General features: G+C 54.5%; 28 protein-coding genes. 17 read left to right on the top strand and 11 right to left on the bottom strand.

Going from position 1 to position 26,610, the window contains the following annotated elements:
* Positions 1 to 167: 167 nt before the first annotated feature.
* Positions 168 to 650 (bottom strand): cold-shock protein, encoded by a 483-nt coding sequence (locus tag ACSIPU_RS02555; protein WP_004102404.1) that lies wholly within the window; start codon positions 648 to 650, stop codon positions 168 to 170.
* Positions 651 to 759: 109 nt separating this feature from the next.
* The gene (locus ACSIPU_RS02550) at positions 760 to 1,299 is read right to left on the bottom strand and encodes a DUF2058 domain-containing protein (RefSeq protein WP_004102402.1); all 540 of its coding nucleotides are present in this window, start codon (positions 1,297 to 1,299) and stop codon (positions 760 to 762) included.
* Between the two features lie 208 nt (positions 1,300 to 1,507).
* On the opposite strand from ACSIPU_RS02550, the gene ACSIPU_RS02545 reads away from it, so the two are divergent.
* Positions 1,508 to 1,819 (top strand): hypothetical protein, encoded by a 312-nt coding sequence (locus tag ACSIPU_RS02545; protein ID WP_004102400.1) that lies wholly within the window; start codon positions 1,508 to 1,510, stop codon positions 1,817 to 1,819.
* A 233-nt stretch (positions 1,820 to 2,052) separates the two neighbouring features.
* Here the strand turns inward: ACSIPU_RS02545 and ACSIPU_RS02540 are convergent, their stop codons facing one another.
* The gene (locus ACSIPU_RS02540) at positions 2,053 to 2,325 is read right to left on the bottom strand and encodes a DUF883 family protein (protein ID WP_004102398.1); all 273 of its coding nucleotides are present in this window, start codon (positions 2,323 to 2,325) and stop codon (positions 2,053 to 2,055) included.
* A 108-nt stretch (positions 2,326 to 2,433) separates the two neighbouring features.
* Complete coding sequence (locus ACSIPU_RS02535; protein WP_004102397.1) at positions 2,434 to 2,760, bottom strand: hypothetical protein; 327 nt, start codon at positions 2,758 to 2,760, stop codon at positions 2,434 to 2,436.
* Positions 2,761 to 3,035: 275 nt separating this feature from the next.
* Between ACSIPU_RS02535 and ACSIPU_RS02530 the strand changes: the two genes are divergently transcribed.
* The 3 genes from ACSIPU_RS02530 (at position 3,036) to ACSIPU_RS02520 (ending at position 4,770) form a co-directional block, all read left to right on the top strand.
* On the top strand, positions 3,036 to 3,290 hold the full coding sequence (locus ACSIPU_RS02530; protein WP_004102396.1) for a hypothetical protein: 255 nt from the start codon (positions 3,036 to 3,038) through the stop codon (positions 3,288 to 3,290).
* 28 nt (positions 3,291 to 3,318) lie between these two features.
* On the top strand, positions 3,319 to 3,579 hold the full coding sequence (locus tag ACSIPU_RS02525) for a hypothetical protein (RefSeq protein WP_024274240.1): 261 nt from the start codon (positions 3,319 to 3,321) through the stop codon (positions 3,577 to 3,579).
* Positions 3,580 to 3,681: 102 nt separating this feature from the next.
* Positions 3,682 to 4,770 carry an AAA family ATPase gene (locus tag ACSIPU_RS02520; RefSeq protein WP_024274239.1) on the top strand — a complete coding sequence of 363 codons (1,089 nt, stop codon included), beginning with the start codon at positions 3,682 to 3,684 and terminating at the stop codon, positions 4,768 to 4,770.
* A 73-nt stretch (positions 4,771 to 4,843) separates the two neighbouring features.
* On the opposite strand, the gene ACSIPU_RS02515 is transcribed toward ACSIPU_RS02520, so the two are convergent.
* Together ACSIPU_RS02515 and ACSIPU_RS02510 are read right to left on the bottom strand one after the other, a co-directional pair.
* Positions 4,844 to 6,094: an MFS transporter gene (locus tag ACSIPU_RS02515; protein ID WP_004113311.1), complete on the bottom strand. Its 1,251-nt coding sequence runs from the start codon at positions 6,092 to 6,094 to the stop codon at positions 4,844 to 4,846.
* A 55-nt stretch (positions 6,095 to 6,149) separates the two neighbouring features.
* Positions 6,150 to 9,257, bottom strand: a complete 3,108-nt coding sequence (locus ACSIPU_RS02510) for a beta-galactosidase (RefSeq protein WP_049095212.1) — start codon at positions 9,255 to 9,257, stop codon at positions 6,150 to 6,152.
* Between the two features lie 207 nt (positions 9,258 to 9,464).
* Here ACSIPU_RS02510 and ACSIPU_RS02505 point away from each other — a divergent pair, with 207 nt between their 5' ends.
* From ACSIPU_RS02505 to ACSIPU_RS02485, 5 genes are all read left to right on the top strand, one after another.
* Complete coding sequence (locus ACSIPU_RS02505) at positions 9,465 to 10,535, top strand: LacI family DNA-binding transcriptional regulator (protein ID WP_049095211.1); 1,071 nt, start codon at positions 9,465 to 9,467, stop codon at positions 10,533 to 10,535.
* A 389-nt stretch (positions 10,536 to 10,924) separates the two neighbouring features.
* Positions 10,925 to 11,383, top strand: a complete 459-nt coding sequence (locus ACSIPU_RS02500; RefSeq protein ID WP_049095210.1) for a GNAT family N-acetyltransferase — start codon at positions 10,925 to 10,927, stop codon at positions 11,381 to 11,383.
* 301 nt (positions 11,384 to 11,684) lie between these two features.
* Positions 11,685 to 12,914, top strand: a complete 1,230-nt coding sequence (locus tag ACSIPU_RS02495) for a diguanylate phosphodiesterase (protein WP_032728323.1) — start codon at positions 11,685 to 11,687, stop codon at positions 12,912 to 12,914.
* 320 nt (positions 12,915 to 13,234) lie between these two features.
* The gene (locus ACSIPU_RS02490) at positions 13,235 to 14,212 is read left to right on the top strand and encodes a DUF1852 domain-containing protein (RefSeq protein WP_049095209.1); all 978 of its coding nucleotides are present in this window, start codon (positions 13,235 to 13,237) and stop codon (positions 14,210 to 14,212) included.
* Positions 14,213 to 14,239: 27 nt separating this feature from the next.
* Entirely contained in the window at positions 14,240 to 15,271 is a 1,032-nt protein-coding gene (locus ACSIPU_RS02485) for a methionine synthase (protein WP_017145799.1), read from the top strand.
* Positions 15,272 to 15,506: 235 nt separating this feature from the next.
* Here the strand turns inward: ACSIPU_RS02485 and ACSIPU_RS02480 are convergent, their stop codons facing one another.
* The 3 genes from ACSIPU_RS02480 to ACSIPU_RS02470 form a co-directional block, all read right to left on the bottom strand.
* Positions 15,507 to 15,785: a hypothetical protein gene (locus ACSIPU_RS02480; RefSeq protein ID WP_024274236.1), complete on the bottom strand. Its 279-nt coding sequence runs from the start codon at positions 15,783 to 15,785 to the stop codon at positions 15,507 to 15,509.
* Positions 15,786 to 16,390: 605 nt separating this feature from the next.
* Positions 16,391 to 16,486, bottom strand: coding sequence for a protein MgtS (gene mgtS, locus ACSIPU_RS02475; protein ID WP_004102377.1), 96 nt, complete (start codon positions 16,484 to 16,486; stop codon positions 16,391 to 16,393).
* 191 nt (positions 16,487 to 16,677) lie between these two features.
* Positions 16,678 to 16,812 carry a hypothetical protein gene (locus ACSIPU_RS02470; RefSeq protein ID WP_254925826.1) on the bottom strand — a complete coding sequence of 45 codons (135 nt, stop codon included), beginning with the start codon at positions 16,810 to 16,812 and terminating at the stop codon, positions 16,678 to 16,680.
* Positions 16,813 to 17,054: 242 nt separating this feature from the next.
* On the opposite strand from ACSIPU_RS02470, the gene ACSIPU_RS02465 reads away from it, so the two are divergent.
* The gene (locus tag ACSIPU_RS02465; protein WP_004102372.1) at positions 17,055 to 17,180 is read left to right on the top strand and encodes a hypothetical protein; all 126 of its coding nucleotides are present in this window, start codon (positions 17,055 to 17,057) and stop codon (positions 17,178 to 17,180) included.
* A gap of 339 nt (positions 17,181 to 17,519) precedes the next feature.
* Here the strand turns inward: ACSIPU_RS02465 and ftrA are convergent, their stop codons facing one another.
* Positions 17,520 to 18,530 (bottom strand): transcriptional regulator FtrA, encoded by a 1,011-nt coding sequence (ftrA, locus tag ACSIPU_RS02460; protein ID WP_017145801.1) that lies wholly within the window; start codon positions 18,528 to 18,530, stop codon positions 17,520 to 17,522.
* 67 nt (positions 18,531 to 18,597) lie between these two features.
* On the opposite strand from ftrA, the gene ACSIPU_RS02455 reads away from it, so the two are divergent.
* From ACSIPU_RS02455 to urtE, 7 genes are all read left to right on the top strand, one after another.
* A complete protein-coding gene (locus tag ACSIPU_RS02455) occupies positions 18,598 to 18,990 on the top strand; it encodes a rhodanese-like domain-containing protein (RefSeq protein ID WP_004102369.1) in 393 nt (130 codons plus the stop codon).
* Positions 18,991 to 19,139: 149 nt separating this feature from the next.
* Positions 19,140 to 20,243: a cobalamin-independent methionine synthase II family protein gene (locus tag ACSIPU_RS02450; RefSeq protein WP_024274235.1), complete on the top strand. Its 1,104-nt coding sequence runs from the start codon at positions 19,140 to 19,142 to the stop codon at positions 20,241 to 20,243.
* Positions 20,244 to 20,418: 175 nt separating this feature from the next.
* A complete protein-coding gene (gene urtA / locus ACSIPU_RS02445; protein WP_004102365.1) occupies positions 20,419 to 21,690 on the top strand; it encodes an urea ABC transporter substrate-binding protein in 1,272 nt (423 codons plus the stop codon).
* An 81-nt stretch (positions 21,691 to 21,771) separates the two neighbouring features.
* Complete coding sequence (gene urtB, locus ACSIPU_RS02440; RefSeq protein WP_435321554.1) at positions 21,772 to 23,346, top strand: urea ABC transporter permease subunit UrtB; 1,575 nt, start codon at positions 21,772 to 21,774, stop codon at positions 23,344 to 23,346.
* Positions 23,346 to 24,419: an urea ABC transporter permease subunit UrtC gene (gene urtC / locus ACSIPU_RS02435; RefSeq protein ID WP_004102363.1), complete on the top strand. Its 1,074-nt coding sequence runs from the start codon at positions 23,346 to 23,348 to the stop codon at positions 24,417 to 24,419. The genes urtB and urtC overlap by 1 nt, the downstream gene beginning before the upstream one ends.
* Positions 24,419 to 25,216, top strand: coding sequence for an urea ABC transporter ATP-binding protein UrtD (urtD, locus tag ACSIPU_RS02430; protein WP_024274234.1), 798 nt, complete (start codon positions 24,419 to 24,421; stop codon positions 25,214 to 25,216). Before urtC ends, urtD begins: the two co-directional genes overlap by 1 nt.
* A gap of 9 nt (positions 25,217 to 25,225) precedes the next feature.
* Positions 25,226 to 25,924: an urea ABC transporter ATP-binding subunit UrtE gene (gene urtE / locus ACSIPU_RS02425; RefSeq protein ID WP_004102361.1), complete on the top strand. Its 699-nt coding sequence runs from the start codon at positions 25,226 to 25,228 to the stop codon at positions 25,922 to 25,924.
* A 139-nt stretch (positions 25,925 to 26,063) separates the two neighbouring features.
* Here the strand turns inward: urtE and ACSIPU_RS02420 are convergent, their stop codons facing one another.
* Positions 26,064 to 26,534, bottom strand: a complete 471-nt coding sequence (locus ACSIPU_RS02420; RefSeq protein WP_023321063.1) for a helix-turn-helix domain-containing protein — start codon at positions 26,532 to 26,534, stop codon at positions 26,064 to 26,066.
* Positions 26,535 to 26,610 lie beyond the last annotated feature (76 nt).

Below are 26,610 nucleotides of genomic sequence, written 5' to 3'. Positions count from 1 at the left end.
GCCGCAACCTGCGCGTTGCGGCTGTTTTTTGCGGCTTACAGAAGAGCCAAACCTGCGCCACTGTCCCGGTACCCGGCTGCACAACACCAGTTCGGGAAACGTCAGGCTGCATGGGCAGGCGGGCGGCAGAAAGTGAGCTCTGCCCCGGCTTTCTTCACCGAAGGATCTTACACCTTAAGCAGTTTCACCGTGGCGTCGATGTCTATCTCATCTTCCGTGAAGATGAGCGTGGTGCCCTGGAAGGTGGTGATGGCCAGCTTTTTGACCGAGCGCATTTCCCCGGGCTTAGCGGCTGATTTTGGCCTGATATTTCCCATCAGCAGGCCCACGGAGAGGACCGCGTTCTCTTTATCAATGCGGGTGTCGGCAGGCTCCTCCTCGTTATAAACCAGGTAAGATTTTATCGACGTGAGCTTAATCCGCTCGCCTGCGATATAGATATATTTGCTTTCCGGGAGGACCTTCACGGCGTACGCTGACAAACCCTTGTTATTGGTTGTGGGTTCGAAAGTGACCGCCGCATCCTTTTTAATCAGCTCAGGGTTGGCAACCTTAATCACATGAAAGTAGCGATTATCGCCGTTTTCATCTTTGATAAATCCAAAACCTTTATCTTTAAACCACGTTGTGATCGTTCCGTTCATCGCCATTACCGCCTGGTTAATCGTTTATCTACTCAATTTTTTGCCGCGCGCAGTGTAAAGCACATTGCCCGCGCAGACTACGTCTAAATCTTTTGCCTGAGCGGGCTAACGCGATTTACCACATCAAATCATCAGGTACTTTAAAATCAGCATACGGATCGTCTTCATCCTGCTCTTCCGCGCTGAGCGCGCTGTTTAAGACAATGCTGCTGGCGTCGCGCTGGGCGATCTTATCGGCTACGCTTGCCGGGATAATCGCGTATTTGCTCTCGCCGTCGCTATCACCCGCCAGGCGCGCAATGGCGAGGCGACCGCTTATCAGCTGTGCCTGGGTCAGTTTATCCACGGTGATTTTTTTAATGAAATTGTTATCCGTGAAATTAAAATCAATATTGCCTTTAGAAATATCGATTTTATTCATCTCGATGAGCTGTTTGACCTGCGCTTTATATTCTTTCGATAACGCTGCCTGCTTTTGCTGCTCGCTAAGCTGTTTATCCCGCTCCAGCTGCGCTTTCTTATTCTCTTCCACCGCCTCTCTGGCCTCGCGCGCCTGAACGCGTGACTTTTTCGCCGTTCTTTGAACCTTGGCCATCTTTTTGCTGGTCACTAAGCCGGCTTTTAGCATCTGCTCTTGTAAGGTGAGTTTTGTCATCTCGTTTCTGAATCGGCTGAATAATTTGTGGGATTATACCTGTAATTTTAGCGGATGTGTCAGCGTGCAGGGTTGGGCCTGGGGATAGAAGCAGAAACGGCAGCAAAAAAGGGCGTCGACGCAATAGTGTGAAATGAATAAAAAATCACACAGTGGCGATTTTATTTGCTATAAATTCATTTTTATTGATTTTATATGGAGTCTGTCGATGATTGTCAGAACCTGGCATGGTTGTGTTCCCGTTGCGTTTGGCGATGCGTTTGCGGGGCATTTGCAGGCAACCGGAGTGCAGCATTCGCGGAGCATTGCCGGCAACGCGGGCGCCTTCGTCAGGCGGGAAACGCAGGGGGAGTGGGAACACTTCTTTCTGGCGACCTACTGGAACGATCTGGATGCTATCATCGCTTTTGCCGGTGAAGAGTACCATGTCGCCGTCACCTATGCCGATGATGAGCAATTCCAGCTGCTGTCCGATCCGTACGTTTTCCAGTTTGAGGTGGCTGCGGTGGTGGGAATTTAAGGGCGCTTTAAGGATTTCTTGCAGCAATACCCCACGTTCAGGCTCTCAACGCTTCTGATGGCTGACAAACCGCATAGGGGAGAAATAGCCCGGTAGCGGCAAGCGCTTTACCGGGCCGGTGAAGAGTGCGTAACCTGATAACACTCCGGTGTTTCTCAGCTATTGGCGGGCTGGAATAGGGGAAAGGTGTAAAACCGGCTTGCCATCAGTTTTCAGGCCCGCAGGCTGGAGAATTACTTCCGTCCTGCCAACAGACCAATGACCAGGCCGATAGCGCCGGCGGCCAGCAGTCCGGTTAACGGATTTTCCCTGACGCGCTCGGAGACCTCTGAAACGGCATCCGAAGCCTGAGCGGCGTATTTACGGGCCGCGCCTTTTAGCTGATGTTTCGGCGAATCTACCGCATCACCAAACTGCTGCTGGGCTTCCCCGGCAAATTCATTGACTTTATTGCCCACTTTATCGGCCAGATTCTGCGCGTCGTTTTCATACTCTTGTGATGACATGAGACTCTCCTTTCGTTTGACTTATTTAAGTCTAGTGGCTAACAGGCGAAGTACCAATGTTCGGGCCGCGGCGAGCGTCACTCCAGGAATTTTCCCTAGCGTGAGCGCTTACACGCTACCGTGTTTTTGCAGTACGCCTTTATCGTCGAAGGTAAACAAAATTGATTGCCCTAATCCGTTCTGGCAAACGACGCCATCGGCATGAGTTTTATCGGTGATCCCCTGACAGGCCATATTGCTGACATAAGGACGAATCTGGCATTTGAGGGTTTTACCATCCTCAATAATCAGCTGCTTCGATTTGCTAATCGCTTCTGGCGCGGGAGTCGGGCAGGTACCTTCGCCCCAGTTAACGCCGTGATGTTTATCGAACGCCGAGCAGCCCTGTAATAGCCCCGCGCCAGCCAGAAGAAGTATCAGAGGGAGTTTTGTCATTGTATAATCCTGATGGTTATTTTCGTTTTCAGTATAGAGCGGTGCTCCTGTAAAAAACTTCGCCAGAATTGGTGGTATTCCTGTTATTTCAATTGATTGAGATAATTCTTAGATATAAGATCCCTCGGGCGCTGGGGCTGGAAACGTCGCAATTCATAAATAAGAACTATTGATGTTCACAATTCCTCTTTTTTCCTTCATCATTTGTCAGCTTTTACTACTAATAATCAGCGCTTAGCTCAGCATGAGAAATACATTTTTGACTCAAGGCCGGTATGAACTATAAGAAAGTACTGAAGAATACGTTACTGCTTGCTCCCGTGGCGCTCCTGAGTCTGCAAATGCCCGCCTGGGGCGCAGATGTGACGAAAACGGCGACCTGCCAGAAGGCGCCGCCTGCGGTGGACAAAGAAGGCGTGCCGTTACCGCCCGTTGTTGGTAAAGAGGGCGCGCGTCCGGCTTCCCCGAAAGGCTCGTCCGGCCAGGGCGGCGCAGCGGCCAACTGTCAGCCAGCGGCCATCGAAAATTAATCATTGACCTCAACCCGGGAGAGACATGGTGCACCCGTTAATTAAGGTGATGCTGGTTGGAGGGAAAGGCGACGGCCTGATGGTCAGCGTTGCCGATAACGCGACGGAGATTTCCGTGACGCCTGCGCAGTATGGCGCGAAATCCGGTCAGCCGCTGAGCTACAGAATCGTATCGCAGACCATTGATGATGAACGCTATTTTTTCGGCGTTTTCAACGAGAGCCATGAGGATACGGAAAAACTCAAAAGAGTCGCGCTAACTCGCGGCATGAAAAAACTCTTCGGCTAAGCAGGTTCCGGGCGATCGCTTGTCGTCCGGTCTCCTCATATTTCGTTTTCCTTTTGCCTCCGATACAGTAGAGCGAAACGCTTCTATCAGTTTCGGGAATTTATGATTAACCATATCCGGATAAAAAATTTCAGATCGGTCAGGGATATTGAGCTGGAACTCGGCGCGCTGAATATCGTCTTTGGCCCCAACGGCTGCGGCAAATCCAACATTTATAAAGCCATCCATCTGTTAACCGCCTGCGCCGATGGAAAGTTCTCCGGTTATATCAGCGATGAAGGCGGCCTGGAGAACATTATGTGGTCCGGGCCGAGCGCGCCGAACGATCGCTTTCCGCGGCGGCTGCAGATTGCCTGCCTGACCGATGAGTTTGACTACCAGCTGCAGGTAGGTTTCCCGGAAAAACTGCCGTATCCGACTCAGTTCCAGCTGGATCCCATCGTTAAAGAGGAGTCTATCTGGCTGGCAGGATTTTCCCGACGCCCTTCATCGCGCGTGCTGGAACGCAAAAACCAGGCGGCGTTCCTGGTTGACGTCAATGGTGAAAAAAGCACTTTTACCGACGCGATTTATGAGAATGAATCGATTTTTGGCCAACTGGGCGAGCCGCACCGCTTTCCTGAAGTCTCCAGGGTCAGGGAAACCATGCGCCACTGGCGCTTTTATCACGAATTCAATATAGGCAGACTCTCGCCGTTGCGTCATCCGACGGTAGGTTACCGCTCGCCGGTGCTGGACAGCGATGGGCACAACCTTGCCGCCGCTTTTCAGACCATCGTGGAAATCGGCGCCGAAGAGCTGCTGCATGAGATCCTCGGCGAAGCGTTCCCGGAGTGTACATTTTACTGTGAAAATGAGAATTCGCGTTTCTCGATAAAGATGCGCCGCAATGGCGTCTGGCGACCTTTACTGGCGGCGGAAATGTCCGATGGCACGCTGCGTTTCCTGTGCCTGGCGGTGGCGCTGCTGAGCCCGCGTCCGCCGGCATTTCTGGCTATTAACGAGCCGGAAAACAGCCTGCATCGTCAAATGTTCCCCGCGCTGGCCCGGCTGATTGTCGAAGCCTCCCGCTATAGCCAAATCTGGCTAACCAGCCACTCCGCGGAGCTGGCTGAGCTGGTTTCATCCATGGCGGAAGCCCGGATTTACGGGCTGGAAAATAGCGATGGGGAAACGCGGATCGCCAGCTAGCGGCAACTGACTTATTCGGTGTAGTAACGGTGTATTGCCGAAGCGCCGCCGGAGGGTTTCCGGCGGCCTGATGTTATGCCGCGGCCGGGAGCAGGGTTTTGCTGCCTTTCAGGGTGAACAGCGAGATGAGGGTAAAGCTCAGGGTAATACAGCCCAGGATCAGATAGGCCTGATGGAAGCCGACGGTATCATACATCCGTCCTACCCACGCCGAGAGCACAACGCCTGACAGCTGTTTTGATAAATTGAAACCGATCAGGAACAGGGTCGCCGAGAGCTTCGGGTTAAATGCCGAAGAGATATATTTAAAGGTGCCGACCAGCAGGAACGGGATCTCGAACATATGCAGCATTTTTAAAATGATCACTTCCACCGCCGAGTTAGCGAAAGACGATCCTAAAATGCGTACTGACATAATCATCCCGGCAATTAGCAGGGCGTTTTTAGCGCCAATCCGGTTAATAATCGCCGGGGCGCAGAACATGATTAGCGCGTTAAGTAATTCCCCACCGGTGGTGACGAAGCCGAATACTTCAGTGCCGCGCTGGGGGCTGGAGAAAAAGCCCTTAAAGAAGTTGGCGAACTGCTGGTCAAAAACGTCATAGACGCTGGCGACGCCAACGACATAAATAATAAAGCCCCAGAAGCGCGGCATCCGCAAAAGCTCTGCGGCGGTGCGCATGGAGAAAGCCTGACGGTTGGCGCCCAGGGCATCGATAACCTCGGCGCTGTTGCTACTCTCCGGCTTTGATACCCACAGCAGTACGCCGAGGATCAGAGCGAAACCGGAGGCGATCCAGAACGTAATGTTCGGGTCGATACTAAATAAAATGCCGGTGATTGACGCGCACAGCGCCCAGCCGACGCAGCCGGAGACGCGGACTTTACCGTATTCAAAACGGTTGGCGCGGCTGACGCGTTCAATATAGGCTTCTACCGCCCCGGAGCCGCTGGAAAAGACGATCCCCAGATAAATCCCGCCCACCAGCGCGCCCGCGATGATATTCATCTGCAGCAGCGGCGAAAAGACGAAAATAAAAAAGGGCGCAAACAGGATTAACAAAATCGTAATCGTCCACAGCAGATGCTTGCGCAGACCGAGCTTATCCGAAATCAGGCCAAAAACCGGCTGGAAGATTATCGCGAATAGCGAAATAGAGGAGAAGACGATCCCCGTCTCGGTTTTGGTTAAATGGTTAACTTCCGCCAGCCACACCGGGAAAAAGGGAAAATAGGCTGACATGATGAAATAGTAGAAGAAAAAGAACAGCATGAAATATATAAAATTATGCCGTTCTCGTGGCGCCAGTTCAGAGAGTTTCATTGTGAATATTCCATATTATTATGCCTGTAAGGTTGGGGGCTTGCGCCCCCGATTATTATTGGAAGTGAATCGTTAACTGATATTGCCATTGTGTCTCAAGCAGCAGCCATTGCTGTAGTACGCTGGGCGTCCAGGAGTCATCGCCGCCGATGCCCATGTGCTGAGCGTCGAGGGTGATCCAGACGCCGTTTTCCGGCTTCATCCAGTGCCAGTGATCGGTCTCCATTAACTGCGTGGTGCCATAGGGCTGTACGGAGAAGTGGAAGTTGCCTCCCACGTGCCAGCGCCCCCAGTCCAGCGTTTTGCTGTCGCAGCGCAGGCCGTTTTCCGTCGGGAAAATGTACGGCGTGGTCATCTCCTCCAGCGGCAGCTGCCAGCGGGAGAAGCAGGCGCTGGTGCGGCGGTCCGGATAGTTCTCATGCGGACCGTAGCCGAGCCAGGATACCGGTTGGTGCTGGTCCGGAACCTGGAAATTCAGCCCGATGCGCGGCAGCGGCGGCAGGGGGCCGGCACGTTCGCCATCGACCGCCAGATGCAGCTTGCCTTCGCTATCAAATGTCATCCGCCAGTGGCTGACAATCACCGCTTCGTCGCCGCGCAGATAGTGCCAGCGGCTATCGATAACCACTTCATGGGCCAGGCGCTGAGCGTCGCACTGGACGCAGCGGGCGCTGAGCTCGTAAAGTCCGGCGCTTTTCCAGCGCTCTACCCAGGCGTTAGGGTCAATACGCTCCACTTCGCTGACGCCAATGTCGTTATCCAGCGGTGCGCGCACAAACTGGTCGCGCAGCGGGGTCAGCAGCTGTTCCACGCCGTCCACCTGCCAGTGGGTTAACAGACCGCTTTGCCGATCGATGGTCCATTGCTGCGAGCCGCTGCGGACAATCCAGGCCGCGTCGCTGCTCTCCAGCGCTGGCGCGATACCGGCAGACCGAGGGCCGCGTAGCGCCAGCGGCGCGGCGAGCGGGAACTGCTGCCACGCAACGCGATGCCCGGCGTCGGACCAGACGGTGGCCTGGGGCTGGACTACCTCCAGCGTCAACCACACCTCTTCCGCGCCGGCGGGCAGCGTCAGCGCATCGCACAACGTCAGCTCACTCTGGCCCTCCGGGCAAAGCGCCAGCTTCACGCTACCCTCAGCAAAAGTTTCACCCGCGGCCTGAACCTGCCAGCGCAGCTCTTCGTTATCGGTGGCGCGGAACAGATATTCGCTGCTGAGGCGGATACGCAGCGGGGATTGCGCGAGCAGCGCAAACTGGAAGTACTGCTGCGCATGTTTGGCCTCGATTAAGGAAGGATGCGCGCGGCGGTCGGGGAACACCAGACCGTTCATGCAGAACTGGCGATCGTTCGGTTTGTCGCCAAAATCACCGCCGTAGGCCCAGCCAACGCTGCCGTCGTCGAAGGTTTTACTGATGGCCTGATCCGCCCAGTCCCAGATAAACCCGCCCTGCAGGCGAGGATAGTCGCGAAATGCCTGCCAGTAATCAGCAAAGTTGCCGAGGCTGTTACCCATCGCATGGGCGTATTCGCAGAGGATCAGCGGGCGTTGTTCTCCAGGCAGACTGATCCACTTTTTGATTCCCCATTTCGGCACCGTCGGAATCGGCTGGTCGCGGTCAACGCGGGCGTACATCGGGCAGATAATATCGGTGGTGGTGCTGTCGGCGCCGCCGCCTTCGTACTGTACCGGGCGGGAGGGATCGTTGCGCTTCAGCCAGTGATACATCGCTTCATGGTTACCGCCGCCGCCGGACTCATTCCCCAGTGACCAGATAATAATGGACGGATGGTTGCGGTTGCTTTGCAGCATTCGACTGACGCGGGCGCTGAAGGCCGGTAGCCAGGCCGGATCGTCGGATATTCGATTCATCGGCACCATGCCGTGGGTTTCTATATTGGCCTCATCAACGACGTACAGGCCGTAGCGGTTGCACAGCTCGTACCAGCGTGGGGTGTTTGGATAATGCGAGCAGCGTACGGCGTTAAAGTTGTTCTGCTTCATCAACAGAATGTCCTGCACCATATCCTCTTCGGTAACGACCTGTCCGCGCTGGTGGTGATGCTCGTGACGGTTGACGCCGCGGATCAGCAGCGGTTTGCCGTTCAACAGCAGCAGGCCGTTTTTGATTTCAACGCGGCGGAAACCGATATCCCAGGCTTCGGCCTCAATCGGTTCATCGCCGCGCCACAGCGACACGACCGCCCGATAGCAGTCTGGCGTTTCCGCGCTCCATAGCGCCGGACGTTCTACCGGCAGACGAATGGCCGCGCGCTCCGCATAGTTTCCGCGCTCATCGATAATCGGCGAACCGGGCGACTGCTGGTGGCTGGCGACCAGGCGATCGTCATCCCACAGTTCGACTTTCACCGTCAGCTCCTCCAGCAGCGCGACCGGTGAGGCGACGCTTAAGTTCACCAGCAGTTCGGCATCGCGGTAGAGGGCATCCAGCTGCGGCGTAAGCTGGACGTCGCAGAGGTGCAACGTCGGTTTATTCAGCAGCCAGACCGAGCGGAAGATACCGCTCATGCGCCACATATCCTGATCCTCAAGCCAGGTTCCCGCGCTCCAGCGCATCACCATCACGCAGATACGGTTATCGCCCGGCTGAAGATAGGGGGAGAGATCGAAGGCCGCTGGCAGGCGACTATCCTGCGAATAACCGACCCATTCGCCGTTGCACCACAGATGAAACGCGGAGTTGACGCCATCGAAGATAATCTGCGTCTGGCCGTCGGCCCGCCAGCTCTCATCAACGCGAAAGGTCAATGAGTAGCAACCGGTCGGGTTCTCTTGCGGAACGCGCGGCGGGGTGGTGTCGATAGGGTAGCGAACGTTGGTATAGATGGGCGCATCGTAGCCCTGCATTTGCCAGTTTGAGGGTACCGGCGTACTGCGGCTGTCCGGCAGATCGTCTTCCAGCCAGCGGGCATCCACGTCAAACGGGCTGCGGGCCCAGGAGAATTGCCACTGGCCGTCAAGCCGGCGGCGGAACGCCGAGGGCTGGTTTTTCCGCGCGGCGTCGGTATCGCGCCAGCTGGCGAAAGTCGGGTGGGCCGGTAAACGGTTGAGATGGGTAATGGTCTGGTTCTGCCAGTCCTCGCGGGCGAGAATCTGATGGAACGTGGCTGCTGCGGCGGAAATAGAGTGGTGTTGTTGCATACGCATTCCTGAGGGATAAGTGATAAAAATGTCGTTCGCTAGACAATATGATTTTGTTATCAGTTATTTTCGCTATGGCCGCAATATTGGCGAAAATGAAACCCACCGGCGATCACGAAAAGCTGGGAAAACAGCTGATTTTTGTCGTCTTTTAAACATAAAATGTTAGCGGACGACATTGAGGTTTTGATTCAGAAGGAGTGCACTATGCAGCGTCGCCTGGCAACGCTTGACGATGTGGCCCGCGAGGCCGGCGTTTCTCAGCAAACGGTCTCCCGGGTGCTGAATAATCCTGGGGTGGTGTCCGAACGAACCCGCGAAAAAGTGATCCGCGCGATGCAGACGCTGCGCTATGTACCAAACCGCTCCGCGCAGCTGCTGGCGGGTAAATCCGCGCCGTCGATTGGGCTGATTACCGCCTCGCTGACGCTGCACGCGCCTTCGCAAATCGCCGCGGCGGTGAAAAGCTATGCTGGTTTGCATCAGCTTGAGGTCTCAATTGCGATGCCGGTGCAGGTCGATTACGCGTCTCTGCAGGCGCGACTCAATGAGTTTCGCGCCCAGCATATTCGCGGAGCGATTATCAGCCTGCCGCTGGAAAGTAGTCTTGCGGAGCGTCTGGTGGCGGAGAATCCAGATATAGCCTGCATGTTTCTCGATGTTTCGCCGGAGGCCGACGTTTGCGGCGTGCGTTTCGATCATCGTGATGGATGTGGCGCCTGCGTGCGGCATTTGTGGGACGCCGGACACCGCGAGTTCGGACTGCTTGCCGGGCCGGAGAGCTCGATCTCCGCGCGAATGCGGCTCAGCAGCTGGCGCGAGACGCTGCACCGCCTGGGCGTCAGTAATGCGGTAACGGTATTTGGCGACTGGAGTGCCGCCAGCGGCTGGAGTAAAACGTTCGAGCTGCTGCATCAGCATCCGCGCATTAGCGCGATCGTGGTCGCTAACGATCAAATGGCGCTCGGGGTGCTGAGCGCGCTGGCGCAGCTTTATCGTACCGGCAGCCAGGCCATCTCGGTGACCGGTTATGATGACACGGCGGACAGCCTCTACTTCCAGCCGCCGCTGACCACCGTCGCCCAGGATTTCAACGTGCTGGGGAAAAGGGCGGTCGAGCTGCTGATCAAGCTTATGGCTGCCCCACAGCTGAAAATTCGCGAACTGCTGCCCACCCGCCTGATTATCCGCCAGTCCACCTGGCCCGTTACGGGGAACGGGGAGGGGGAAAAAGATGAGCTGATTAGTCAACTTAAGGCGCTGGTGGAAAAGCTATGAGCGCCACCGCCGTTTAGCTTTCATTGAAGTAGCCTGTGGTAGCGTACCGATTAGAGACGTAGACAGAGCTGCTCGTGCTCTGCACGTAAAAATGCAAAATACAATCTATCCATGCAAGCATTCATTCACCGCCAGTCACATGGCGGTTTTTTTTGCCCATTTTTTGCCGACGGAAAACGTTCTGATTTTATTTAATTCTGCTATCAGGCGGGTTAATCGCCTGCTGCAAGCATAAATGCGCTGGTTTTTCCGCAGGGTATCAGAAGATTTCCCAAGGCCATAGTTTTTACCACAGCATAATATGCTATTGGCCTGGCGGGCCGGCCTCTCTTTTTTCAGCGTCGTTCAGCTATGCTGAAAGCCAGGGCTGGCGAGTGAAGGGCAATATCATGATGGTATTAAAAGAGAAAGAGCACCTGGAGTCTGTTGACTGGCGCAGGGTTGCGGAGATCATTGCCGATGCGGGACTTAATCAGCGCGATATTGCATTGGTTGAACGGGCGTTTCGTCATAGTACTTTTTGCTGGTTTGGCTATGAAAAGGGTCAGCTGGTCGCCGTTGCCCGCGCGATTAGCGATCTGACCTGGTGCAGCTATCTTGCGGATGTTGCGGTGGCCCCGAACTGCCAGGGGAAGGGATACGGGAAGTTGCTGATGCAGGCGGCCAGCGAGCGGCTGCGGCCGTTTGGCAAAACCTTTATCTATTCGGTGGTGGATAAAGTCGGCTTCTACCGCCGTTTTGGTTTTGAAATGCTGACTACGGGTATGGTCTGCGCCAGCGCCGAGAGTCTACTGCGCATGCGCGAGCAGGGATATATTTGCCAGGACAGCGACACTAGCCAGCTTTAGCCGCTTCATCTTGCTCTTTATATTTTTCATGCCATTGCCGGTGCGGCCTGATAAACAGAAAATAAATAGTCTGGATGCATTTTTTATATTTCTGAATCTACCAGGGTCCTCATCGGATATTGTAAATTTATTTTTGGCTTTAAGAGGTTTTTATTAGCGGTGGGGGCGTGTATTTTTTACATTAAGGATAAGTCTCCAGTTGGATTTGTGGATGGATGCAAAATATTATAAATAAGCTGTGTTTAAAAGTGAAAGTGTGTTACACAGTCTCTTTTCTCCTGGCAAAAATCTGGATGGGATTATGCTGACAACCCTGATTTACAGAAGTCAGATACCTTTAACTCATGAAATTAATCTCTCTTTGCTGGTTGAAAAAGCGAATGTTAATAACATGTCTCATGGCGTTTCAGGCATTCTTCTTTTTAAAGATAATGTTATCCTTCAAGTGCTTGAAGGTGACGAAAGTATTCTGGAGCAGCTCTTCAGCAAGATTAAACACGACAGCCGACACTTTGGTGTCGTCGAGCTGATGCGAGATTACGCCCCGCGCAGGCGCTTCGAAAACGTCGGTATGATGTACTTTGATCTGGATACGCTAGAAGCCGATGCCGTGCTGAAAACCGTTCGCCAGCTAAGCAAGTTGAAGAGCTATCTTCTGACGGAAGAGCGCGTTTATAAATTTATTCATACGTTTATAACGCAAAAAAGAGCTCTCCCGGTTTCCCAGTATTTCCAGCCTGAAAAATGGTCAGTTATCCCACAAAGATCGCCTTTTCATACACCTGAACGCTCCCCAGTTGATACTCAATGCTGCCAGTTTGCATTTCAGCCCATTATTGAGCCCCTGGCCGGTCATATCACTTCACTGGAAGCGCTTATTCGTAATAAAGATGGTGGGAGTCCGGCGAGCTTTTTTGCTTCAATCGACCATGATAAACGTTATGAAATTGACCTCAAATCTAAATCGGTGGCTTTCGCGCTGGCAAAAGAAATAGACATCGGCGATCATAAAATATCCATTAATATTCTGCCGATGTCTTTGGTGGTGGTTCCCGATGCCGTGGAATTCCTGCTGCAGGAAATTAAAAAGTATGGGTTGATGCCTGAACAGGTTATCGTAGAAGTGACTGAAGACGAAATGATCTCCGGTTTCAGCCAGTTTAGTAGTGCGATTAAAAAACTGCGCGTCTCCGGAATGGGGCTGGCTATTGATGATTTTGGTGCCGGTTATGCCGGACTGTCGTTGTTAACCAAAATCCAGCCTGACAAAGTCAAAATCGATCGTGAGATTATTACCAATATCCACCTGAGCGGCCCTAAGCAGGCCGTCGTCCGTTCTATCATCAACTGCTGTCATGAGCTGGAAATTGCGGTGGTGGCGGAAGGGATTGAACGTATCGAAGAGTGGTGCTGGCTTGAATCCGCGGGTATCAAGCGTTTTCAGGGGTTCTTGTTTGCCCTGCCCGAACTGAACGGCGTAGGAGAGATACGCTGGCCGGTGAACACAGCGGATAGCCTCGTACAGGCGTAAAAACGTGTTATCTTCGCGCGGCCTTCCGATCGCCGCGCTTCGATTTATGCGGCCCGGTAGCGGCCATCTGAGCGCCTGCGCCCGCCGCGAATCCTCTCAATCCCCGCCTACAGCGATGCTGAACCAGGCTGTGAGCCAGATCATGAAAATGGCTCATGTTGCAATGAAATTAAGTCGCTTTCCCTCCTTGCGGGGCTCTGGCATAAATTAGGTAATATTAACTTATTGGCAACATGAAGAGTGCTGGCGAGCAAATCCGTTAACGCCGGGAATTCGTCCGATAATCACTTTTCATTGCAAAACCAGGATGCCAGATCGCCATGAATAAAGATTTTACGTTTACCATCAAAAGCACGCTGTTTGATGAAAACTATAACCCCTCGGAAAGTACGCGTATTACGACCAACTTTGCTAATCTGGCTCGTGGCAAAAATCGGCAGGAGAATTTGCGCAACACCTTAGTCATGATAGACAATCGGTTCAATACGCTGGCGCATTGGGATAATCCCAAAAGCGATCGTTACTCTGTTGCGTTGAATATTATTTCCGTGGAAATGGTTATTGAAGAGACTGGAACCACCTTTCCGGCGATTGAGATATTGCAAACCACAATTATTGATAAAAGAACGGGTGAGCGTATTGAAGGCATCGTTGGCAATAATTTCTCCTCATATGTTCGCGACTATGACTTCAGCGTATTGCTACCGGACTATAATAAACAACGTTCTGGCTTTAGCATCCCAGATGATTTTGGCAACTTGCACGGGAATATCTTTAAGCATTTCGTTCACTCCGCCGAATATAAAGCCAATTTCAAAAAGCCGCCGGTGATCTGCCTCAGCGTGTCCAGTAAAGACACCTATCAGCAGACCGGAAACCGCCATCCGGTATTAGGCCTTGAGTATCGGCCAAACGCCTCGTCTTTGACCGAGCAGTATTTTGCAAAAATGGGCCTGCAGGTCCGCTATTTTATGCCGAAAAACAGCGTAGCGCCTTTGGCATTTTATTTTACCGGAGATTTACTGAGCGATTACAGCAGCCTTGAGCTGATGAGTACCATCAGCACGATGGAGACGTTCCAGAAGATATACCGGCCTGAGATCTACAACGCTAACTCCGCAGCAGGCCTGTGCTATCAGCCCGATCTGAATCATCAGGATCATTCGTTAACCAAAATAGTTTATGACCGGGAAGAGCGTAGCCAGCTGGCTATAGAGCAGGGGAAGTTTACTGAAGAGCACTTTATCAAACCGTATAAAAATATTCTTGAGCAGTGGTCTGCTTATTCCGCTCTTTAATCCATCGCAGATATAAGGCTATTTATAATGAAAAAATTACTTCCTACTTCAACGGCCGGCAGCTTACCGAAACCTTCCTGGCTTGCAGAGCCTGAGAAACTATGGTCTGCATGGAAACTCGAAAGCCAGGAATTAATCGACGGGAAAAAAGACGCGCTGAGTTTGTCCTTATTCGATCAGCTACGCGCCGGTATTGATATCGTCAGCGATGGCGAACAAACGCGCCAGCACTTTGTCACCACGTTTATTGAGCACCTCAGCGGCGTGGATTTCGCAAAGCGCGAAGTTGTCAAAATCCGTAATCGCTATGATGCAAGCGTCCCGACCGTCGTGGGGGCCGTCGAGCGGCAAAAGCCCGTTTTTGTTGAAGATGCGCGTTTTTTACGTCAGCTTACCAAACAGCCGATCAAATGGGCGCTCCCCGGGCCGATGACTATGATTGATACGCTCTATGACGATCACTATAAGAGCCGCGAAAAACTCGCCTGGGAATTTGCGAAAATACTCAATCAGGAAGCCAAAGAGTTGGAGGCCGCCGGCGTTGATATTATTCAGTTTGACGAGCCCGCCTTTAACGTATTCTTTGACGAGGTCAATGACTGGGGGATCGCGGCATTAGAAAGAGCCGTTGAAGGACTCAAATGCGAAACCGCGGTGCATATCTGCTATGGATATGGCATCAAAGCCAATACCGACTGGAAAAAGACGCTGGGGACGGAGTGGAGACAGTATGAAGAAGCGTTTCCTCAACTGCAAACCTCCAGTATCGATATCATTTCGCTGGAATGCCATAACTCGCATGTTCCCATGGATCTGCTTGAACTGATTCGCGGTAAAAAAGTGATGGTGGGCGCTATCGACGTGGCGACCAATGCGATCGAAACGCCGGAGGAGGTCGCCGCAACCTTACGTAAGGCGCTGCAGTTTGTTGATGCCGATAAGCTTTATCCTTCAACCAACTGCGGTATGGCGCCGCTATCGCGGCGGGTCGCAACCGGCAAGCTCAATGCGTTAAGCGCCGGGGCGGAAATTATCCGCAGGGAACTTCAGGGTAAATAGCACCCGGATCTATGCGCGCGGCGGTATAATCTGCGCGTTAATCACTGACGCCTGTCTGGCCCTGAATTAACCGTTCGCTGTCAAACCGCCATCGAGCCGAAAGGGCAGGTAAGCATTGCCGCTGCTGACTATCCGATATTCAGCGCAGGGAATAGCGGCAATGCGATATTTCTGACGTAGTGATTAACTGCTGAGCGATGAACCTGCAGGATAAATCAATAAGTAGCGCCCGGCGCTACTTAAAATATTTATCCAGCGGATCGTGATGACGGTATTTTCTAAAGAAAAATAGCCAGTAGACAAAACCCAGGATAGCGCCCAGCCCGGCAAACTGCAGATAAAGAATTTTACGCAGATCAAGAAGGTTCAAAAATGAATACGAGCCTTGCCACATATCAATAATCCCGCCGTTTATCACCAGGTCCGTGAACAGCGCCAGTGCCGGCAGGGCAACAGCGTAGGCCGCCATAAGGTATAACAGTGCTGCCAACCTCATTTTGGTATTGATACGCATATTTCTCCCTCCTTGGCAGTAATCAACAAGTATAACATGGCTCATCACGAGCCTGTCTGCGGTCAGCGATATTTGAATCTGATACCTCGGATTAAAGTTATGGGTTAAGGAGGCTCTGGCTGATGCAGCAATGTGGGTTGCAGGTTGGGGCGTTGGTAAGGTTGTAGCCCCCGCTATCATGTTATGGGAAAAAAGACATATACTTAGATATCCTTCAAGGGAGTTTGTTGCAAATAAGAAGCGTGTCCACTCATGGTGCTTTTTTTAAAGCAAGGGATAGGTCTGTATATTATGAATCTCAGCTTATACATGAATTTTACTTACTGTTGAAGTATGATGATTTTAATGATTTAGATATTTGCTTTTTAAATAAAAATGCTCGCTGGTACTATGAGGACTGTAGTGAAAAGAAAAGTTTCTTATACGAGCATCAATTGAAGAGAATTTCTTCTCTGTTCTCTTTGGTTCCGGAGGAAATGAGAAATAAACTTGAATGGCACGGGCCAGAGGTTAAATAGCTTTACCAAGAAAAATCACGCTAACAAAAACGCCCCCTGGTGCATCAGCAGCAGGGGGCGTTTACGGGTGGGGATTATCGTCGTTCATCAGTCATCCCATTTGTGGCTTAGATACGCGGCAAGAAATCCAAAGAACAGAATGGTTCCCAGAACTGCCATAAATACATGCATATTTCCCAGCATGATTAACCTCCATTAGTTTTGCTATGCGCTAAATTGTCCTCATTGAACAGGTTTACGGTTGTTGAACATATCTTAACTTGCGCAATCTAAACAAATGCTTAACAAATTGCCGATAGTGACTATTTCACGGACCAAAAAGCCGCATATCGGTCAGGCTGTATACTCTTTTGATGCTGCAACGGGCTAAGCATCTACTGCTGGCGGAATTGATGGCGCAGGATACAGCCATTGGCGAAACCACACAGAGCAGCAGGAAATTGGTAATTAACAAGCACAAGCGGTAAAAAAATACTTTTTAAATAATCTTTAACGATATCAATACTCATATTAAAAATTACCTCATTGAATAGCGATTTACTCAATAACTCCTTAGCTATAATTCATTCTGCACTATAGTTAACGAGTAGCACAACGCTACATATGATAATGGAGTTTCCTATGAAATCTTCAACTGTAAATTCAGAAAAAGACCAGCCAAAACAGCCGAAAAAAATGCCTGAAGATGATAAAGGCAGCCAGAAACCGAACAAAAGCAAATAGCCCTTTCACACGTTGTTTAGGAGGCATTATGGTAGAACGCCCAGATATTACTGAACCGCTACCGGGTACTGACCCTTTACCTGACGAAGATTTACCTGAAAGTCCGGACGTAAACGATCCGGTAGTCCCTGAAGACCCGGATGTCATTAAATAACGGCTGTCTGGATATTCAAAAAACCGCCTTATATTTCGGGCGGTTTATTTCTTTTAAGCTCATCTCCGCAGACTGATTTATATCGATAAAAGACGACGACAATTGCGGTGGTTTTCACATTGCCTTTGAATGAATAACCGCGTAGTCGCTTTCGGCCGGTATCAATATGCCGGCACGATTTTTCCGGCCAGGCTTATCGTTCACTGGCCATAGAATATGAATTGACGGCCCAGTGTCTCGCACTAGCGATATGCGCGTATCTAAGATGACACGTGAAGTAACAGAGCCAGCAAAACAATCACTTACCACATTCCTCCGAGCGACAATATCGCTGATAAATTACGCTCGGTTTGTTTCACTCTGCATTGTCTTTCGATACTGCAACGGGCTAAGCGCATACTGCTGGCGGAAGTGATGGCGCAGGGTGCTGGCATTCGCGAAACCGCAAAGCTCGGCAATCTGCTCAACGCTCAGGCGGCTGTGGGTTAAATGCTGGGTCGCGCGCAGCAGTCGCTCATCAAGCAGCCAGCGGGCAGGGGTTTTACCGGTAGCGTCTTCAAAACGGCGTAAAAAGGTCCGTGAGCCCATACCGGCTCTTTCCGCCAGCGATGCCACGGTATGGTTGGCGGCGAGATTCTGGTGCAGAAAATCGAATAATAGTCCGAGTCGCTGGCTTTCTCGCGCTTTGGCTACCGGCCGAACAATCTGCTGCGCCTGTCCGCCGTCGCGATGGGGGGACACCACTAAACGCCGCGCGACAATATTCGCCGCATCAATACCGAAGTCCTCGCGCACCAGATGCAGACATAAATCGATTCCTGCGGCGCTGCCTGCGGAGGTCATCACGCCCTCAGCGCCGACGTACAGCACGTCATCAATGACTTCAATCAGCGGAAAACGCGCCCGCAGCTGATCGGTGTAGCGCCAGTGGGTGGTCGCCTGGCGGCCGTTAAGCAACCCGGCAGCGGCCAGAACGAACACCCCGGAGCAGATCGAAATTATCCGGCAGCCCCGCGCATAGGCGGCAACCAATGCCTGGCACAGGTCAGGCGGCACAGGGGAATCGATACTGCGCCAGCCGGGCACTACGATCGTGTCCGCTTCGCTTAACAACGACATGCCGCCGTCGGTCATCAGACGTATCCCGCCGGTTGCCCGCAGCTCGCCTTCATCCACCGCGGCCACGGCGAAACGATACCAGCGCTCGCCCATTTCCGGACGCGGCAGGCCGAAGATCTCTACCGCGACGCCAAATTCAAAGGTACACAGGCCATCGTAGGCGAGGGCAACCACCCGGTGGCGTGACAACGTCACGGATGGGGTTGTCATGATTTCAGCGTTTTCAGTCATGGTTATCGGCAGATGTCGTGCAGGCGGTTAATTAAAGTAGTGGTACCACAGACAAGGAGAAGATGCCATGAGTGTTGTAACCGCGATTACCCCCGCCAGCTCTACCGATGCCGCCGCCTGGTTTCGTCATAAGCTAAGCCTCGAAACTGACTGCGCCGATGTCTACAGCGCGATGCGCGAAGAAGACGTGGATTTTGTTCTGCTACATGTCGTCGGCAGTGAGGAAACCTTTGCCCGTCGTCATCTGCCGGGGGCCCTGCATTTACCGCACCGACAAATTGATGCAACCCGAATGGCGCAGTGGCCTGAGGATACGCTGTTTGTGGTTTACTGCGCCGGGCCGCATTGCAACGGAGCAGATGTTGCCGCCATGAAGCTGGCGCTGCTGGGACGTCCGGTAAAAATGATGCTCGGCGGCCTGACAGGCTGGGAAGATGAAGGGCTACCTTTCGCAAAATGAATTTATTTCATGTGCCATGAATTATTCTCGTTTGCCGATGAATCGTCTGCATGACAGTATCTGGACATATAGACATCCAGAAGTCTAAATATTCAAATAATGAACTATCACGGCGGGCAATTAACCTTGCCCGCCGCTAAGGAGACACCATGCAACGTCATCAGGCCCCGTTCCGCGCAGATATCGTCGGCAGTTTTTTACGTCCGGACGCCATCAAACAGGCTCGCCAACAGCTGGCTGCAGGCGCTATTGACGCGCAGCAGCTACGGCAGATAGAAAATGAAGCTATTCGTCATCTGGTGCAGCAGCAGTGCGAGTGTGGGCTGCACGTGGTGACCGACGGTGAGTTCCGCCGCGCGTGGTGGCACTTTGATTTCTTTGACGGTTTGCAGGGCGTCGAACGCTACGATTCCGAAAAGGGTATCCAGTTCAACGGGGTACAAACCAAAGCGCACGGGGTACGCGTCACCGGTAAACTGGCCTTTGGCGATCACCCGATGCTGGAGGATTTTCGCTATCTGAAGAGCATCAGCGGCAGCGCGCAGCCGAAAATGACCATCCCCAGCCCAAGCGTTTTACACTTCCGCGGCGGGCGCAAAGATATTGACGCGACGGTTTATCCGGACCTCGCTGACTATTTCGACGATCTGGCGACCACCTGGCGCGATGCCATCCGCGCCTTCTACGATGCGGGCTGCCGCTATTTACAGCTTGATGACACCGTCTGGGCCTATCTGTGCTCCGATGAACAGCGCCAGCAGATACGCGATCGCGGCGAAGATCCCGATGAGCTGGCGCGCATCTATGCCCGCGTGCTGAATCAGGCCCTCGAGGGAAAACCGCAGGATCTGACCGTTGGTCTGCACGTATGCCGCGGTAACTTCCGTTCAACCTGGATATCCGAGGGCGGGTACGAGCCGGTTGCCGAAGTGCTGTTCGGTGGAGTGAACATCGATGCCTTCTTCCTGGAGTACGATAACGACCGTTCCGGCGACTTCGCGCCGCTGCGCTTTATCCGCCCTGGCCATCAGCAGGTGGTGCTGGGCCTGATCACCACTAAAAATGGCGAGCTGGAAAACCCGGAAGGCGTGAAGGCGCGTTTGCGGGAGGCGGCGCAGTACGTCCCGCTGGAGCAAATTTGCCTTAGCCCGCAATGCGGTTTTGCCTCTACCGAAGAGGGGAACTCGCTGACGGAAGCCCAGCAGTGGGACAAGGTCCGTCTGGTCACCGGTATCGCCGCTCAGGTCTGGTAACGCTTTTATAGCGCAGCGTTGCACTATTTTAAGGCAACGCTGCCCGTCGCTTCGCTTTTCCCGTCTGGTTCATCACGCTTTCACGCCCCTGCAAAAGCTGGCATTGTTTTTGCCTTATCACTTCCGGTTAGTCGTTAATTCATTTTTGTTTTTGCGCTATTCAGGAGTGACACACATGCAGCGTCGAACACTATTAAAAGCTTTTGCTCTCTCCGCCTCTGTTATCAGCATGGGCTTCTCCTTGCAGGTATACGCCGCCGACACCATCAAAGTCGGGATTATGCATTCGCTCTCAGGGACGATGGCGATTTCCGAAACCCCGCTTAAAGAGGTCGCCCTGATGGCGATCGACGACATTAACGCCAAAGGGGGCGTGCTGGGTAAAAAGCTGGAGCCGGTGGTCGTTGACCCGGCCTCAAACTGGCCGCTGTTTGCGGAAAAGGCGCGTCAGCTGCTTACGCAGGATAAGGTCGCGGCGGTGTTCGGCTGCTGGACCTCGGTGTCGCGCAAATCGGTTCTGCCGGTATTTGAAGAGCTGAACGGCCTGCTTTTCTACCCGGTACAGTATGAAGGCGAGGAGATGTCGCCGAACGTCTTCTACACCGGCGCAGCGCCAAATCAGCAGGCTATCCCGGCGGTGGAATATCTGCTGAGCGAAGACGGCGGCGGGGCGAAGCGCTTCTTCCTGCTGGGTACCGACTACGTTTATCCGCGCACCACCAACAAAATTCTCCGCGCGTTCCTGCACGCCAAAGGCATTCAGGATAAAGACATCGAAGAGGTCTATACCCCGTTCGGCTATAGCGATTACCAGACCATCGTCGCCAACATTAAGAAGTTTTCCGCCGGCGGTAAAACGGCGGTGGTTTCCACGATCAACGGTGATTCCAACGTTCCGTTCTATAAAGAGCTGGCTAACCAGGGGCTAAAAGCGACCGATGTTCCGGTAGTGGCCTTCTCGGTGGGTGAAGAGGAGCTGCGCGGGATTGATACCAAACCGCTGGTGGGCAATCTCGCGGCGTGGAACTACTTCGAATCCGTGGATAACCCTACCAACAAACAGTTTGTCGCCGATTATCGCGCCTGGGCCAAAGCGCATAAGCTGCCGAACGCGGATAGTGTGGTCACCAACGATCCGATGGAAGCAACCTGGGTCGGTCTGCATATGTGGGCCCAGGCGGTAACCAAAGCGGGGACCACCGATGTCGATAAAGTTCGGGAAGCCATGGCCGGTCAGACCTTTAAAGCGCCGTCGGGCTTCACCCTGACGATGGATGCGACCAACCATCACCTGCATAAACCGGTCATGATCGGCGAAATCGAAAGCAACGGCCAGTTTAACGTGGTCTGGCAGACTGAAGCGCCCGTTCGCGCCCAGCCGTGGAGCCCGTGGATTGCCGGGAACGATAAAAAACCGGATCACCCGGTAAAAAGCGCCAGTAACTAAACGTTGAACCCCGGCGCTAAGCCGGGGTGACGGATTCTGTCGTTCGGGCACGGCCCGATTTCCCGGGTAAGGAGGACCACCATGAACCCATTGCGCCTTATGAGTTATTTTGCGCTGCTGCTGGTATTGATGCCGTGGCGGGCGCAGGCAGCCGACGCCGACGATTTCGTGGCAGCCACCCGCAGCCAACAGGCGCTGCTGCTTGAGCAGTGGGCCGTCGCGCCTGCAGCGCCGCGTTTACCGCTGCTAAGGGCGCTGAAAAGCGAGACATTACAATCGGACAGTCGCGGTCATGCGTTCAGCAAGCAGGGTGATAAGCTACTGACGCTGGGTGCGGTTGCGGCTCCCGAAGGAACAATAAAACCGGTACGCCTGACCAATCGTCTGCGTAACCTCGCGGCAGGGGCGCTGGCCACGCATCAGCTGGTCAGTGACAACGTCACGGAAAGGGCCTCTGCGGCAAAAACCCTCCAGCGCGAAGCGACGCCAGAAATGGCGGGCCTGTTACAGCAGCGCCTGACGGCGGAAACCGACGGCGCGGTCAAATCGCTGCTGGAAATTGCGCTTGCTCGTCTGCAGCTAACCAGTCCGCAGCCTGCGCAAAGGCTGGCGGCCATTGAACGGCTCGGTCACTCAGGCGACCCGGAAACCCAGGCGCTGCTGACGCCTTATACCGACGCCCGGCATGAGCCAGACCCGGCGATCCGCGCGGCGGCGCAGGAGAGCCTGAGCAAAATCCAGCACCGCCTGCTGCTGGGCGATCTGCTCGGACAGGCGTTTATGGGCCTCTCCCTCGGCTCTGTCCTGCTGCTCGCCGCGCTCGGCCTGGCGATCACCTACGGACTGCTGGGGGTCATCAACATGGCCCACGGCGAAATGCTGATGATTGGCGCCTACAGCTGCTGGCTGGTTCAGCAGGCGCTGGCGCAGCTGGCCCCGCAGTGGCTGGCCTTCTATCCGCTGATTGCGCTGCCGGTGGCGTTTCTGATTGCCGGCGGGATCGGCATGGCGCTGGAGCGCACCGTGATCCGTCATCTCTACGGTCGCCCGCTGGAGACGCTGCTGGCCACCTGGGGGATCAGCCTGATGCTGATCCAGCTGGTGCGGATGCTGTTTGGTGCGCAGAACGTCGAGGTCGCCAATCCGGCGTGGCTTTCCGGCGGCGTGCAGGTTCTGCCGAATCTTATCCTGCCGTGGAACCGTCTGGCGGTACTGGCCTTTGTGCTGCTGGTGCTGCTCTTCACCTGGTTGACGCTGAACAAAACCCGCCTCGGGATGAACGTGCGGGCGGTGACGCAGAACCGCGCGATGGCGGCCTGCTGCGGCGTCCCTACCGGCCGGGTCGATATGCTGGCATTTGGTCTCGGCTCCGGTATTGCCGGACTGGGCGGCGTTGCGCTATCGCAGCTCGGCAACGTCGGGCCAGAGCTGGGCCAGGGCTACATTATCGACTCCTTCCTCGTGGTGGTGCTCGGCGGCGTCGGTCAACTGGCCGGCAGCGTGGCGGCGGCGCTTGGTCTTGGCATCTTTAACAAAATCCTTGAGCCGCAAATGGGGGCCGTGCTGGGCAAAATCCTGATACTGGTACTGATTATCCTGTTTATCCAGAAACGTCCTCAGGGACTGTTCGCCCTCAAAGGGAGGGTTATTGACTGATGAGCCAACCTGTTACCTTAACGCTGGCGCGCAAAGCGCCGCGCCCGCTGCGGTGGATCGGCATTCTGCTGCTGTTGGGCCTGCTGAGTATGCCGTTTCTGGCGCTGCTGCCTGCTACGCATCCGCTGGCGGTTTCCGCCTGGCTGCTGACGCTGACCGGTAAGATCCTCTGCTACGCTATTGTCGCTGTCGCGCTGGATTTAGTCTGGGGCTATGCCGGGATGCTCTCGCTTGGCCATGGGATCTTTTTTGCCCTCGGCGGCTACGCCATGGGCATGTATCTTATGCGCCAGGCGGCGGGCGACGGACTACCGGCCTTTATGTCGTTTTTATCGTGGAGCGAGCTGCCGTGGTTCTGGTGGGGCACCCAGCATTTTGCCTGGGCGATGCTGCTGGTGGTGCTGGTGCCCGGTCTGCTGGCGCTGGTGTTTGGCTGGTTTGCCTTTCGCTCGAAAATCAAAGGCGTCTATTTTTCGATCATGACCCAGGCGTTGACCTACGCCGGAATGCTGCTTTTTTTCCGCAACGAAACCGGCTTTGGCGGTAATAACGGCTTTACCGGCTTTACCACGCTGCTCGGTTTCCCCGTCACCGCCATTGGTACCCGGGCGGCGCTGTTTATGGCGACGGTGCTGCTGCTGTTGCTCACTCTGTGGATTGGCTATTTGCTGGCGCAAAGCAAATTTGGCCGCGTGCTGACGGCGGTGCGCGATGCTGAAAACCGCCTGATGTTCTGCGGCTACGACCCGCGCGGATTTAAGCTGCTGGTCTGGACGCTTTCTGCCGTGCTGTGCGGCCTGGCAGGGGCGCTGTACGTGCCGCAGGTCGGGATCATCAACCCCAGCGAAATGTCGCCAACCAACTCTATCGAAGCGGCCATCTGGGTGGCGCTGGGCGGTCGTGGAACCCTAATCGGCCCGGTGCTTGGCGCAGGGCTGGTCAACGGCGCGAAGAGCTACTTTACCATGGCGATGCCGGAGTACTGGCAGCTGTTTCTGGGGCTGATTTTTATTATCGTGACGTTGTTTTTACCGCGTGGCGTTATCGGCCTGCTGCGTAAAGGAGATCGCTGATGCAACCGGATGAAGAGCTCTTTACCCGCCAGCTGCCGACGGACCGTTTTCGTGAGCAGACCGATCCGGTGCTGCAGCTGGAAAAGATTAACGTCAGCTTTGACGGTTTTCAGGCGCTGACCGACCTGTCGCTGCAGATTGGCGTCGGCGAACTGCGCTGCGTGATTGGGCCGAACGGCGCCGGTAAAACCACCCTGATGGACGTCATCACCGGCAAAACCCGGCCGCAGAGCGGCAGGGCGCTTTACGATCAGTCGGTGGACTTAACGACCCTCGATCCCATCGCCATCGCCCGGCAGGGGATCGGACGCAAGTTCCAGAAACCGACGGTCTTTGAGGCGCTGACGGTGGCAGAGAATCTCGAACTGGCAATGAAAGGTGATAAATCGGTGTGGGCCAGCCTGCGGGCGCGCCTGAACAGCGAGCAGGCCGACCGAATCAGCGAAACCCTGCGCCTGCTGCGCCTGGAGGGCGAACGCCATCGGCCGGCGGGGCTGCTGTCGCACGGGCAAAAGCAGTTTCTTGAGATCGGCATGCTGCTGGTGCAGGAGCCGCATCTGCTGCTGCTGGACGAGCCCGCAGCCGGGATGACCGATGCAGAAACGGAGTATACGGCCGAGCTGTTCCGCACCCTTGCCGGTCAGCATTCGCTGATGGTGGTTGAGCATGATATGGGCTTTGTCGAGACCATCGCCGACCGGGTGACGGTGCTGCATCAGGGACAGGTGCTGGCGGAAGGATCGCTGCGCGAGGTGCAGGCCAACGAACAGGTAATTGAAGTTTATCTCGGACGCTAAGGAGCGCGGATGCTACAGGTTAATCAACTACATCAATATTATGGCGGCAGCCATATTCTGCGCGGCGTCGATTTTGCCGCGCGTCAGGGGGAGGTCACCTGCCTGCTCGGACGCAACGGGGTGGGGAAAACCACTTTGCTGAAGTGCCTGATGGGGCTGATCCCGGCGCGCAGCGGCGAGGTGCTGTGGCAGGAGAAGAATATCACCCACCGTAAACCGCACCAGCGGGTGCAGTCGGGGATCGCCTACGTGCCCCAAGGGCGGGAGATTTTTCCACGCCTGACGGTTGAGGAGAATCTGCTGATGGGGCTGTCCCGCTTTCCCGCCCGCGACGCGCGCGCGGTGCCGGAAGAGATTTATCAGCTGTTTCCGGTGCTGAAAAGCATGAAGCAGCGGCGCGGGGGCGATCTTTCCGGCGGGCAACAGCAGCAGCTGGCCATTGGCCGCGCGCTGGCCAGCCGCCCGCAGCTGCTGATTCTTGACGAACCGACGGAAGGTATTCAGCCGTCGGTCATCAAGGAGATTGGCGAAGTTATCCGCCAGCTGGCGAATCGCGGTGATATGGCGATCCTGCTGGTCGAGCAGTTCTACGATTTCGCCGCCGGGCTGGCGGACCGCTACCTGGTGATGTCGCGCGGGGCGATTATCCAACAGGGCAGCGGCAGCGATATGGAAGCCGAAGGCGTCCGCGGGATGGTTACCATATAGGCCTTTCCCGGATGGAAATCTCTCCCCGGCTCGCGCTGCGCTTAGCCGGGCTACAGGTATACAGCCGTCTGCTGGCCCGTAGCCCGGGCAAGGCGCTTTGCGCCGCCCCCGGGAGAAGCGCGCACCATCGCTCAGTAGGTTACTTTCGCAGCAGCCGCTGCAGCCGCGCCTGACGCCAGTTTTTGATCCATTCGCCAAACACAAACAGGCGTAATCCTTTTACCGCCAGCAGCGCCCCCCAGATGATCGCCACCCATGCGGACCAGTAGCTGTCCGCGCCGGTCAGCCAGTTCAGCACCGCCAGCAGGATGCAAACCACGACCGCCACGGTCAGTGAACGGTAAAAACGGCTTTCGCGTTCGACACGCGCTTTGGCTTCCTCAATGCGTAAATCCAGCGATTCGTCATGGCCTTCCGGCGAATCGCCGCTAATCTCGGCGACGTTAACTTCAAAGACTGCCGCAAGCGCGCTAAGGGTCTCCAGACCGGGGCGGTCACCGTTCTCAATGCGCTGAATGGTCCGCACGCTCACGCCCGCCAGCTCGGCGAGCTGCTCCTGGGACCAGGCGCGCTGTAAACGTAATTGTTTAACCTGATTGCTACTGTTCATCGTGACTCTCTCCGGGTGAAAAACCTGAGATGGAGTATTATTGAGCAGGCTGTCGGCAACCACGATCGAAACCCGA

Origin of the sequence: Klebsiella sp. HN106, from assembly GCF_051209435.1 — a bacterium.
Classification (GTDB): Bacteria; Pseudomonadota; Gammaproteobacteria; order Enterobacterales; family Enterobacteriaceae; genus Klebsiella; species Klebsiella oxytoca.
Note: the sequence above shows the minus strand (reverse complement) of the source record. Positions and strands in the feature narration are given on the sequence as shown.

What these genes read in the sequence shown, in the direction of transcription:
- ACSIPU_RS02490 (WP_049095209.1), top strand. Translation starts at nt 13,235, where the DNA reads ATGAATAAAGATTTTACGTTTACCATCAAAAGCACGCTGTTTGATGAA.
- urtD (WP_024274234.1), top strand. Translation starts at nt 24,419, where the DNA reads ATGCAACCGGATGAAGAGCTCTTTACCCGCCAGCTGCCGACGGACCGT.
- ACSIPU_RS02470 (WP_254925826.1), bottom strand. Translation starts at nt 16,812, where the DNA reads ATGAGTATTGATATCGTTAAAGATTATTTAAAAAGTATTTTTTTACCG.
- urtC (WP_004102363.1), top strand. Translation starts at nt 23,346, where the DNA reads ATGAGCCAACCTGTTACCTTAACGCTGGCGCGCAAAGCGCCGCGCCCG.
- ACSIPU_RS02520 (WP_024274239.1), top strand. Translation starts at nt 3,682, where the DNA reads ATGATTAACCATATCCGGATAAAAAATTTCAGATCGGTCAGGGATATT.
- ACSIPU_RS02555 (WP_004102404.1), bottom strand. Translation starts at nt 650, where the DNA reads ATGGCGATGAACGGAACGATCACAACGTGGTTTAAAGATAAAGGTTTT.
- ACSIPU_RS02505 (WP_049095211.1), top strand. Translation starts at nt 9,465, where the DNA reads ATGCAGCGTCGCCTGGCAACGCTTGACGATGTGGCCCGCGAGGCCGGC.
- urtA (WP_004102365.1), top strand. Translation starts at nt 20,419, where the DNA reads ATGCAGCGTCGAACACTATTAAAAGCTTTTGCTCTCTCCGCCTCTGTT.
- ACSIPU_RS02530 (WP_004102396.1), top strand. Translation starts at nt 3,036, where the DNA reads ATGAACTATAAGAAAGTACTGAAGAATACGTTACTGCTTGCTCCCGTG.
- ftrA (WP_017145801.1), bottom strand. Translation starts at nt 18,530, where the DNA reads ATGACTGAAAACGCTGAAATCATGACAACCCCATCCGTGACGTTGTCA.
- ACSIPU_RS02550 (WP_004102402.1), bottom strand. Translation starts at nt 1,299, where the DNA reads ATGACAAAACTCACCTTACAAGAGCAGATGCTAAAAGCCGGCTTAGTG.
- ACSIPU_RS02465 (WP_004102372.1), top strand. Translation starts at nt 17,055, where the DNA reads ATGGTAGAACGCCCAGATATTACTGAACCGCTACCGGGTACTGACCCT.
- ACSIPU_RS02510 (WP_049095212.1), bottom strand. Translation starts at nt 9,257, where the DNA reads ATGCAACAACACCACTCTATTTCCGCCGCAGCAGCCACGTTCCATCAG.
- ACSIPU_RS02515 (WP_004113311.1), bottom strand. Translation starts at nt 6,094, where the DNA reads ATGAAACTCTCTGAACTGGCGCCACGAGAACGGCATAATTTTATATAT.
- urtB (WP_435321554.1), top strand. Translation starts at nt 21,772, where the DNA reads ATGAACCCATTGCGCCTTATGAGTTATTTTGCGCTGCTGCTGGTATTG.
- ACSIPU_RS02535 (WP_004102397.1), bottom strand. Translation starts at nt 2,760, where the DNA reads ATGACAAAACTCCCTCTGATACTTCTTCTGGCTGGCGCGGGGCTATTA.
- ACSIPU_RS02450 (WP_024274235.1), top strand. Translation starts at nt 19,140, where the DNA reads ATGCAACGTCATCAGGCCCCGTTCCGCGCAGATATCGTCGGCAGTTTT.
- ACSIPU_RS02480 (WP_024274236.1), bottom strand. Translation starts at nt 15,785, where the DNA reads ATGCGTATCAATACCAAAATGAGGTTGGCAGCACTGTTATACCTTATG.
- ACSIPU_RS02540 (WP_004102398.1), bottom strand. Translation starts at nt 2,325, where the DNA reads ATGTCATCACAAGAGTATGAAAACGACGCGCAGAATCTGGCCGATAAA.
- ACSIPU_RS02545 (WP_004102400.1), top strand. Translation starts at nt 1,508, where the DNA reads ATGATTGTCAGAACCTGGCATGGTTGTGTTCCCGTTGCGTTTGGCGAT.
- ACSIPU_RS02420 (WP_023321063.1), bottom strand. Translation starts at nt 26,534, where the DNA reads ATGAACAGTAGCAATCAGGTTAAACAATTACGTTTACAGCGCGCCTGG.
- ACSIPU_RS02485 (WP_017145799.1), top strand. Translation starts at nt 14,240, where the DNA reads ATGAAAAAATTACTTCCTACTTCAACGGCCGGCAGCTTACCGAAACCT.
- mgtS (WP_004102377.1), bottom strand. Translation starts at nt 16,486, where the DNA reads ATGCTGGGAAATATGCATGTATTTATGGCAGTTCTGGGAACCATTCTG.
- ACSIPU_RS02500 (WP_049095210.1), top strand. Translation starts at nt 10,925, where the DNA reads ATGATGGTATTAAAAGAGAAAGAGCACCTGGAGTCTGTTGACTGGCGC.
- ACSIPU_RS02495 (WP_032728323.1), top strand. Translation starts at nt 11,685, where the DNA reads ATGCTGACAACCCTGATTTACAGAAGTCAGATACCTTTAACTCATGAA.
- urtE (WP_004102361.1), top strand. Translation starts at nt 25,226, where the DNA reads ATGCTACAGGTTAATCAACTACATCAATATTATGGCGGCAGCCATATT.
- ACSIPU_RS02455 (WP_004102369.1), top strand. Translation starts at nt 18,598, where the DNA reads ATGAGTGTTGTAACCGCGATTACCCCCGCCAGCTCTACCGATGCCGCC.